General features: G+C 59.9%; 1 pseudogene. It reads right to left on the minus strand.

Going from position 1 to position 646, the window contains the following annotated elements:
* Positions 1–646, minus strand: a pseudogene (locus VJ162_RS18445) (IS5 family transposase); the annotation flags it as partial.

Consider the following 646-nt stretch of genomic DNA (forward strand, 5'->3'; position numbering starts at 1 on the left):
CGGTATTGAGGCCCATCGATCCGCGCGTTGTGCGCGTGATCGATGGGCCGGTACTCACGATGTTTGATTAGCGGTCTTACGCCCTCTTCGCGGAGTTTCTCGCGTAAATCCATCCAATCGTAGCCTTTGTCGGCAGCGAGGCTGGCGAGGTCGCCCGCGTTGCGGAGGGCGACCTGCCAGCCGAGCTGCGTGTCGTGGCGTTTCTCGGTCGTACAGTGAACGTCCAGAATGGCTTGGCTTTCTGTGTCGACGAGAGCAGTTGTTTTGAGCGTCTGAACCCGGTAATTCGTCTGCCGGCAGTAGTGCTTGCTAGCGTTTTCGCGGTCGAAAAACGTCGCTCAATAGCGGCGTGACCGCTCGGCTCGTGCAGCTGCGCCGAGAGGCGCAGCAGCACTCGCCAGAGTGCCGTCTTGATTCTGTCAAACCATTTGACTAGCGTCGAGTGATCGGGGGGATCGGCCGCGTCGAGGCCGATCTCCCCGAGTATTCGCGGCATCTCGCTCAGCAAATCAAGTGCTACCCGGTAGGATTTTTCCAGGTAAACCCGCAGACAGTGCAGCGACACCACCGCATACTCGGCGAAGCCGCCACCCCCTTCGGGGGCGGCGACTTCGCCTCGCTCACCAACAGCATTTTTAGCTAACTG

Origin of the sequence: Haloarcula sediminis, from assembly GCF_035656455.1 — an archaeon.
Lineage (GTDB): Archaea > Halobacteriota > Halobacteria > Halobacteriales > Haloarculaceae > Haloarcula > Haloarcula sediminis.